Below are 9,051 nucleotides of genomic sequence, written 5' to 3' on the forward strand. Positions count from 1 at the left end.
CATCACAAAACACCTAAACAACTGAATAAAAAGGACTTTTAAAATTAAAGCACGTGTTGCATAAGGATTTGAGCGCGATGTAACATTTTTTAGAGCGGCGAAGAAAATCGTCATATCAACGACACAATGACCTTTTGTGGCCGTTGCGCTCGCAATTGACAAAGTGAATAATAATTCACAGAGTCACATATAAAAAAGCCCTGACATTGCTGTCAGGGCTGGCTCAAAAAAACAAACCTGGAATCTATCCGTGATTATCCGGCAGTGGACGGTTTGATCCGATAGAAAATCGCAAACAATACAGGTACTACAACGAGAGTCAGTATTGTGGCAAAGCCAAGACCTGCCATGATTGTGATTGCCATAGAGCCAAAAAATGCATCAAATACCAAAGGTATCATGCCCAAAATTGTCGTTAGGGCCGCCATACTGACCGGTCTGACACGGCTGATCGCACTGTCATATACGGCATTGTAAGAGCCCTTTCCGGAACTGAGCTCAATGTTGATTTGATCCATTAAAACTATCCCATTTTTTAGAATCATCCCACTCAGACTCAATAGCCCCAATAGTGCGGTAAAACTGAATGGCATGCCCGTCGCCAATAACCCCACAGAAACACCAATGATTGCCAGCGGTACCGTAAGCCAGATAACCAAAGGCTTGCGCACCGAATTGAACAGGAACATAGTGATGATGAACATGACCAGATAGCCTAATGGGAGCGAACTGAACATGGCTTCTTGTGCATCCTTGGAGGATTCGTATTCTCCGCCCCAGGAGATGGCATAACCTTCAGGCAAAGGCAAGGCTTCCACTTGCGGTCGAATACGGTTGAACAGGCTCGCAGCCGTCTCGTCTCCCAACACATCGTGATCCGCTAACACGGTCAGCGTACGCTTACGATCCCGGCGTTGAATCAACGGATCCTGCCAGTCCAGCTCGACCCCATCAATCACTTGCTCGACTGGAATGTAGGTTTGCAATGACGGGCTCCAGATCTTAACGTTCACCAAAGACTCAAAGTCCACCCGTTCCTGCTCAGGCAAACGTGCCACTACAGGTAACATATGGGTGCCGTCACGAATCACACCAATGGAGGTCCCACCAAATGCCATTTGTAGCGTGTCAGACAGCTCCTGTTTCGAGATCCCCAGACGACGCGCTTTGGATTCATTAAACAGTGGCACCAATTCTTTGGTGCGCTCACGCCAGTCATGACGTACATTCCGAGCACCGGGGTCGGCGTAAAATACATCTTCGACATCAAGTGCGATTTCGCGCAGCACCTGTGGATCAGGGCCGGTGATTCGCGCTTCAATTTTAGATGCCGGTGACGGTCCGAATTCCATCACTTTGATTTGGAACGTCGGCTGATTAAACTCCTGGCTTAACGTCGCATCAAGACGCTTTAGCAATAGAAACATGTTTTCGCGCGTGTCCGCTCTGACTGTTAGTTGTGCATACGCTTCATAGCTTTTTTCTGGCTGATAGGTCAGCATGAAACGCTGTAGCCCCTGGCCCACGGTGGTGGTCACCGACTCAACGTGATCTTGCGCCGAAATATACTCTTGTACGCGTTCGGTCTGGGCGATGGTCTCGCGGATATCCGTTCCTTGCGGCATCCACATATCGACATGGAACATCGGCGTGTTTGACGCTGGGAAAAACGATTGTTTCACATTGCCAAAACCGATCACTGCCGCCATCATCATTGCCAACATCGCCGCTACTGTCAGCCAACGAAAACGCAGCGCAAATTTAAGTAGCGCACCGAACACGATAAACAACGCGCCTTTATACGGGTCGCTCTCTTCAGCGCCGCTTTTCTCCTCTTCTTTGAGCAGTAAGTCGGCCAGAAACGGCGTTAATGTCAGTGCGGTAATCCAGCTCAAAAACAAGGAGTAGCACAATACCCAGAACAGAGAACCCATAAATTCGCCAGTGGCATCTTCAGACAATCCGATGGGGGCAAACGCAGTAATGGCGATTACCGTTGCTCCCAACAGTGGCCACTGCGTCTGCTTGACGATATCCACTGCAGCCTGCAACTTGGTTCGCCCTTTCTTCAGGCCAACCAGTATCCCTTCAACCACCACAATCGCATTATCGACCAACATCCCAAGCGCAATGATAAGGGCACCCAAAGAAATTCGGTGCAGCTCGATATCGTTGTAATCCATCAGCATGAAAGTGCCGAATACCGTCAACAACAAGACCAGTCCAATGATGATGCCGCTGCGCAGCCCCATGGTGAACAGCAAGACAACGATCACGATCGCAACAGCTTCTCCCAGGCTGATCACGAAATCGCTGACCGATTTATCCACTTCCGCAGACTGATTATAGAAATAGTCCATCTCTACGCCTGCGGGTTTGATACTTTCAAGTACTGACAATTCGCTCTCGATAGCCTTTCCAACTTCAACCACGTTAACACCGGATGCAAACGAAATGGCCAGGTTAATCGCTGGCTTACCGTTGAACATCAACACGTTTTGCGGCTTTTCGGCAATCCCCCGGGATACTGTCGCCACGTCTTTCAGGCGAATCAAGTTGCCGGTATCACGACCATGGATAATCAAGTTTTCCAACTCTTGCACAGACGACATTGTCCCACTCGGTCGGATCACCAGCGATTGGCCGTTGACCATCACTTCTCCTGACTCGCGGACACTGTTTTGCTGATTTAAAATCCCCGTCACTGTGCTCATATCCAAATTCAACGCTGCAAGTCGATCTAAGGATATTTCGACAAATAATTGCTCTTGTTGATCGCCAGCAATAGACACTTTGCCCACCCCATCGATCAATTCCAACTCGCGACGCAGATAATCGGCATACCGTTTAAGCTCTACAGAATCGTAGCCATCTCCAGTCAACATCAGCATGATTCCGTATACGTCACCAAAATCATCTATGATTTGGATAGAGCTGACACCAGACGGAAGGCTTGGTTTTAGATCGTTGATTTTTCGACGCATTTCATCCCAGATCTGGGGCAATTTGTCCGGGCCGTAGATCATTTTCATGCTAACGGTGATCTGCGACATCCCGTTCGACGACGTCGAGGTAATGTTGTCAATATACGGTAGCTTGCGGATCTCTTGCTCCAGTGGGTAGGTCAACTCTTCTTCGACTTCCTGTGGTTTTGCTCCCGGATAGGATGAGATGATCATCGCATCTTTGATAGTAAACGCCGGGTCTTCCAAACGTCCCAATCCATTGAAGGCAAAAACGCCGCCAATCGCCAGAATGACCAGGAGCAGCCAACTGATCACTTTGTTCTTAATCGAGTATTCAGCGATGTTCACTTCGGCTCTCCCGTTATTTGCATACCATCACGCAGCTTTCTTAAGTTGGAATTAACGAGGGTATCTCCTTGCACAATTCCCTGATGCACGATCGCCCCGTCAGCGGTCACTTGGTCCACAGTGACCGCGACGCGCTCTGCCAGCCCTTGGTTGAGCTTCCAAACATAGAAATGCCGGTGGTCGGGGGCTGAGTCGATGGCCGTCATCGGCAATGGGTAGCCTTCCGCCACACCAATACCGGCTTTGACCATATCGACACTGACCTTGACGCTGGTTCCCGGAAGAATACGTGGTTCAACCTGAGGCATTTTGAGCCAGAACTGGTAAGTTTTCGTCTCAGGGCTCAACTCACTGGTGTGCTCAAGGTAGGTCAGTGGATAATTCTGGCCGTGGCCTGCAAAGCTGGCGATGGGCTGATACGTTGAGTTGTCCAACAGAGGCTCTAAACGAGACAGCACCGAATCGGACACGTCTAACTGCACGTAGACATCTGTAGATCGATAAACACTCAAAACCGTTTCACCGGCGGCGGCGCGTTCAAAGTCTTGCTTAGGGACCTCTGAAACGATGCCGTCATACGGTGCTTTTAATTGCGTGTAAGACAACCGGGAAGCAGCAAGACGATAATTGGCTTGCGCCAGTTTGTAGTTGGCGTTTAACTCATCGTATTCTGATGTCGAAATCATGCCACTTTTACGCAATTCCTGACCTCGGTTTAACTGGCGTGAAGCCAAGTTCAACTTTGCTTTAGCATCGGCCACACTTTGTTTTACTTTGGCGTCATCTAATATCGCCAGTACCTGACCTTTAGTGACGGCGTCACCTTCTTGTACGGCCACTTTTTTAATTTCGCCTTGTAAGCGAAAAGCCAGTGGGGTCAGCTCTGGAGCCACCACCTGACCATTAAAGACACGAAATTGGGTTGCAACAGGCGCAGTGACTTCAAGGGTATCCACCACCATAGGTGGCTTTGGTCGGTGTTCAGTGGCTGGGGTGCATCCCTGAGCAATTAGCCCGGCCAAGGCAATCGCGGAATAAGTTTTTAACTGCATCAGATACCGCCTTCTTTTGTCCACGCTTTAACACGCTGCCCCTGACTTAACCCCTGGGCGCCCGCTTCTACCACCAGATCCCCTTGTTGCAAGCCAGCAACCACATAACCATCGTCATTGATAGTGACGCTGGTTTTCTGCACAGTCTGATCCGATTCGTTAAACGTCCAGACAACCCCTTTGCCAGTACTTTTCTCAACCCAGGCGGACTCTGCGATACGATAATTCGGCACAGAGGCCTCACTTTGGAGGTTGACCTGTCCCGTCATGTCAGGCAACAGAGCTAAGGTTTTGGGAGTGCGGATGGTGACTCGAGCGGTATAGCTGTTGGTGTCTGGATTAGGACGCGTTGATATCTCTTTGAACTGCGCCGGTATCGAAAGATCACGTTGACTGTCCATTGTGACAGACAACGGTGAACTGACGATGCCATCAATACCGTACTTTTCTACGTAACTTAGCGGAATAGTAAAAATGACGTCCATCACCTGATGGTTTAACAAATTCATCACCGGCTGCTTCGCGTCAACGACCTGGTTGGATTCCACCATCGTCAGCGACACAATTCCGTCGAATGGCGCAGTCATGCGCGTATATTCCAAATCGGTTTTTGCTTGCTCTAAGGACACCTTCGCGGCTTTGAAATAGGTTTCCGTTTGATCGAAGCTGTCAGTGCTGATCAGTTTTCGTTCCACTAATTGTCTGGCGCGCTGATACTGTGTTCTTGCTAAATCGTATTCAGCCTGGCGTGCATCCAGTGCTAACTGAAAGTCTGTCGGATCCAGATATGCCAATACGTCTCCCTTACGGACTTTACTCCCCATGCGCACAGGCATGGCAGCGATCTCGCCCGCCACCTGAAAAGAGAGTGCAGCCCTGTCAGTGGCATCAACTTTGGCAATAAAGTGTTCTGTATGGCTATGACTCAGATCTGGCACCGCACTGAGCTTGACCGGCGTCACTACCATCGGTACTTCTTCGGATACCGCATTGTCACAGCCTGCCAAAATAAGTGTGAGGCTCATGGACAGAGCCAGTGAACTCTGTTTGATGGATTGATAGTTTTTGTGCATTTGTCGCATCTCATCTTATTGTACATCTGTACAATTAATTACTACACAGTTGTGCAGTATATTGATAAACTGTTTCAGATCAACTTTTTTATTTACCAGATGGATAATAATTTCGAAGTGAAAAAAACCTGAAGATCTGGTAAAAGGGTGCGGTAAACACTGGCGATTAAGAGCAATGAGCGAGAGAAAACAAGGGCGTAGAAGCGCACAAGATGCGGAAAAGACCAAATGCGAAATTTTGCGGGTAGCCTCAGAGCTGTTTTGCGAACTGGGTTATGAACGCGTTTCGTTACGTAACATCAGCGAAAAAGCAGGAGTATCACACAGCTTAATCCGCCATCATTTTGGTAGTAAAGAGAAGATCTGGCACAGTATCAGCGATAACCTCCACGAGTTTATCGAGCAGTACATGCGGGTGATATATCAAAATATTGCGCCCGAGCGGCCAGCTAATGTGAAGCTGTATATCTTCTCCACTCGATTACTGGCCTACATGCTGATATTCAAGCAGCCAATACAGCTGATTGCCGATGCCGTTCGTCAGGAAGACGCCTTGTTTGATTACTTTATCGATTCGGCAGGTGAGGTGGAATCATTCGTCAACTCACTCGCTGACGAATACAACCGCGATTTCCCGCAAACGCCGGTCAGAGTGTGGGAACTCAAATGGCAGATGATACTTTACGCACACGGAGCCGCGTCGCTAACGCCATTTTTGAAAGAAACATGGTCAGATGAAACAGCCGATATGGACAAGTGCTTGCTCAAGCACTGGTTTTTGTATGAAGAAACGATCGCATTCAGGTTAAACGTTGATAATCAAGATCGTTTGACCCCAAGCAGTGTTGAAGAGTTACTGTACGACTTCCCCTGTTGCGCAGAGTAAAACTGTCAATAAAGAAGAGAGGCTGATGCCTCTCTTCTTTTGTTAATCAGTTCGGGACAATGACTTTCCCATCTTTCACCGGGAAAGTATTTCCGGTCGGCTTATTCGCCATACGTACCGTCGTTGATGCACCATCAAACTCGTACGTGACATTGTAACCGATCACTTTGGTGGATGTCGTGTATTCAGTGTGGCACTGTTTCTGAGTCGTGGTGACCACATCATTCGCCTGCACATTTTCCTGAATCGTACGTCCAGCCAGGGCCCCTGCAATCGTGCCAGCGGCCGTTGCAATTACTTTACCTGAACCACCACCGATCTGGTTACCCAATGCCGCTCCAGCGGCTGCACCACCAATGGTACCAATAAGTTTGCCTTCATCTTTGGGTTGAACGGGTTGAGTCACGGCCACATCGACACACACCTGATGCGGTGTTTTCACCTCTTTTGTTGCGGTGTCGACCATAGTAATCTTGGCCACAGTCGGCGTCGAAGGGGTGGCTTCGGCTGATTCAGATTTATCCTTACATGCTGACAAAACCGTAACTGCCGCAACAGCCAGAGCGAAAGTCTGTAGTTTCATGGTTAGTTCCTGTTGTTCCAATCGTGAGCTGATCATAATGTCGTTCACTCAAGCTACATCAGGATAGACCAAGCTTTCTGTCATTCTGTGGTCAGATTCTTCATACAAAAATGACCTGATTTCTATCTAATGGAATCAAACCAGCACCACGATTGAGTCAGTACATTCGTGTAGCCCTCACTCGGCGCCTCCATAGGATCAGGGGTGCTTCAGTCGCTTTTTGTAATGAATTTAAACCAGAAAGAGAGAAGCTGTATGTTATGTGATGATTCAGATCGTACAAGCGCTCCTACGCCCTACACTGAACAAAAAGGATAGATTTTGTTGTTTACCAGTAAGCCTGATACGAAAAAAGCAGCCATAAGGCTGCTTTTCGAAAACTTGGAGCGGGCAGCGGGAATCGAACCCGCATCATCAGCTTGGAAGGCTGAGGTAATAGCCATTATACGATGCCCGCGCATCGCGTTGATGGGTTTAATATGCCACAATTCTCTGAAAAGAAAACCTTTTTTTTCTCTTTTCAATTCAAGTGAGCATGGAACAATCAAACTAGGCCAAGTAAGCCACATCATCGCTGTCAATTTGAGCAAATCGTTTTATGACAGCCTGGTCTTTACCCGAGTGTTTAGCCTGATACATCAGCTTATCGGCATCAGTTAACGTGATTTTTTGATTGACTTTTAGATAATACGCGCACCCGAGACTTACCGTGACGTTGTCATCTAAAATGCTTGATATCGTCCGCTCTCTCACACTCTGACAAATCTGATTCGCTATCTGAGTCGCATGCTCAAACGTTGTATTATCAAAGACCACTGCAAACTCTTCCCCACCGATGCGGCCAACCACTTTATCCCGACCCGCCACGTAAGATACCGTTTGGGCGACTTCACGAATGACTATATCGCCAACACTGTGACCAAAGCGGTCATTGATCGATTTGAAATCATCAATGTCAAACACCATTACGGCTACCCGTCGCCCTTTACTTACACACATATCAAATTGAGTCATAAAATGGCGCCGATTACACAATCCCGTTAATGCATCGGTTTGTGACAAAATCATCAGTTCTTGATTAGCTTGTTTCAATTGTCGGGTACGGAGTTTGACCGTCATGATCAACGCGACAATAAACGCAACCATTGCAATCACAGTGATCGCGCCAATGATTGGCCACAAGTAGTCGGGATACACCGTTTTGATGTACATCCAACGATTCATAATCCGCGCTTTTTCTTCTTGAGGAATGTTTTCTATGCCGGTCATGATTGTGCTGAGATTGCGGCTCTTTCCCTGAGGTACAGCCGGCCTCAACTCGCCCGAATACAGATGACGAACACCAACAAAACTGGCTGGATTTGTCGAAGAGTAAAGATAGAAATTGGCAACCTGTAGATCAGCAATAAACGCCTGAATATCACCACTAAACGCTGCTTTTAGCATAATTTCGTTATTGTCAAAGCGAAGCAACGGCAGATTGGGGTACTGCCGCATAGCAAACTCTTCTTCGTAACCACCCCGAACCACACCGACTGGGTAAGTGTGCTTTCCTTCTAGGAATAGATTGACGTCAGTGCCCATCAAGCGGTCACTAAGATACAGTTGCGTTTCTATGGTAAAAATGGGCGCAGCGTAATCCAGAAAATGATCGCGTTTGGCAGACCAAAGCAACCCGCCGTGAACATCCGCCTTCCCACTCTTCATCGCTTCCAGTGACTGATTCCAGTCGACCAGATAAAATTCAACACGGACATTATTCGCTTTGCCATACGCACGCCAGAGGTCAATCAGGATCCCAGCAGGTTCTCCGTTTTCGTTCAGATAAGCGAAGGGTTTCCAGGCTTTTGAGTTAGCGACAATCAGTGTATTTTGATCATCAACTTCTGCAGATACCGTTCTGGTTAGAAACAGAACGACACATCCTAACAACAATAACAGACGCAATTTCACTCCGGTTTTGTCATATGCTAAACACTCGATTCTGCATGTTTGCTCACCCAGTTATTCTTTGAGACTTCTATATAGATCAATAGACTTTAATTCACCCAATAAATAGACAGCTTTTCGAGCTCGATCTCGTTTTACTGACATTTAGATCACTTAATGATCGCACTGTCACTGATCTTTTTCATTTATATTG

The 9,051-nt window shown here is 47.7% G+C and carries 6 protein-coding genes and 1 tRNA gene; 1 reads left to right on the forward strand and 6 read right to left on the reverse strand.

Annotated elements, in window-relative coordinates:
- Positions 1-254: 254 nt before the first annotated feature.
- Genes CAG65_RS21495 through CAG65_RS21505 form a run of 3 tightly spaced genes read right to left on the reverse strand, consistent with a single transcriptional unit; the run spans position 255 to position 5,439 of the window.
- A complete protein-coding gene (locus CAG65_RS21495) occupies positions 255-3,314 on the reverse strand; it encodes an efflux RND transporter permease subunit (RefSeq protein WP_161454927.1) in 3,060 nt (1,019 codons plus the stop codon).
- A complete protein-coding gene (locus CAG65_RS21500) occupies positions 3,311-4,366 on the reverse strand; it encodes an efflux RND transporter periplasmic adaptor subunit (RefSeq protein WP_161454928.1) in 1,056 nt (351 codons plus the stop codon). Before CAG65_RS21500 ends, CAG65_RS21495 begins: the two co-directional genes overlap by 4 nt.
- Positions 4,366-5,439 carry an efflux RND transporter periplasmic adaptor subunit gene (locus tag CAG65_RS21505; protein WP_161454929.1) on the reverse strand — a complete coding sequence of 358 codons (1,074 nt, stop codon included), beginning with the start codon at positions 5,437-5,439 and terminating at the stop codon, positions 4,366-4,368. Before CAG65_RS21505 ends, CAG65_RS21500 begins: the two co-directional genes overlap by 1 nt.
- Positions 5,440-5,614: 175 nt before the next feature.
- Here CAG65_RS21505 and CAG65_RS21510 point away from each other — a divergent pair, with 175 nt between their 5' ends.
- Entirely contained in the window at positions 5,615-6,325 is a 711-nt protein-coding gene (locus CAG65_RS21510) for a TetR/AcrR family transcriptional regulator (protein ID WP_021705373.1), read from the forward strand.
- 46 nt (positions 6,326-6,371) lie between these two features.
- On the opposite strand, the gene CAG65_RS21515 is transcribed toward CAG65_RS21510, so the two are convergent.
- The 3 genes from CAG65_RS21515 to CAG65_RS21525 all read right to left on the reverse strand — a co-directional run bounded on the left by CAG65_RS21515 (position 6,372) and on the right by CAG65_RS21525 (position 8,861).
- Positions 6,372-6,908, reverse strand: a complete 537-nt coding sequence (locus tag CAG65_RS21515; RefSeq protein WP_161454930.1) for a glycine zipper 2TM domain-containing protein — start codon at positions 6,906-6,908, stop codon at positions 6,372-6,374.
- A gap of 382 nt (positions 6,909-7,290) precedes the next feature.
- A tRNA-Gly gene (locus CAG65_RS21520) sits at positions 7,291-7,365 on the reverse strand.
- 92 nt (positions 7,366-7,457) lie between these two features.
- On the reverse strand, positions 7,458-8,861 hold the full coding sequence (locus CAG65_RS21525; protein WP_337247575.1) for a sensor domain-containing diguanylate cyclase: 1,404 nt from the start codon (positions 8,859-8,861) through the stop codon (positions 7,458-7,460).
- Positions 8,862-9,051: the final 190 nt, after the last annotated feature.

It is taken from the genome of Vibrio sp. V39_P1S14PM300 (assembly GCF_009904765.1).
GTDB lineage: Bacteria > Pseudomonadota > Gammaproteobacteria > Enterobacterales > Vibrionaceae > Vibrio > Vibrio proteolyticus.

Coding starts and splice junctions, on each gene's coding strand:
- CAG65_RS21500 (WP_161454928.1), bottom strand. CDS start 4,366: ATGCAGTTAAAAACTTATTCCGCGATTGCCTTGGCCGGGCTAATTGCT.
- CAG65_RS21505 (WP_161454929.1), bottom strand. CDS start 5,439: ATGCACAAAAACTATCAATCCATCAAACAGAGTTCACTGGCTCTGTCC.
- CAG65_RS21510 (WP_021705373.1), top strand. CDS start 5,615: ATGAGCGAGAGAAAACAAGGGCGTAGAAGCGCACAAGATGCGGAAAAG.
- CAG65_RS21515 (WP_161454930.1), bottom strand. CDS start 6,908: ATGAAACTACAGACTTTCGCTCTGGCTGTTGCGGCAGTTACGGTTTTG.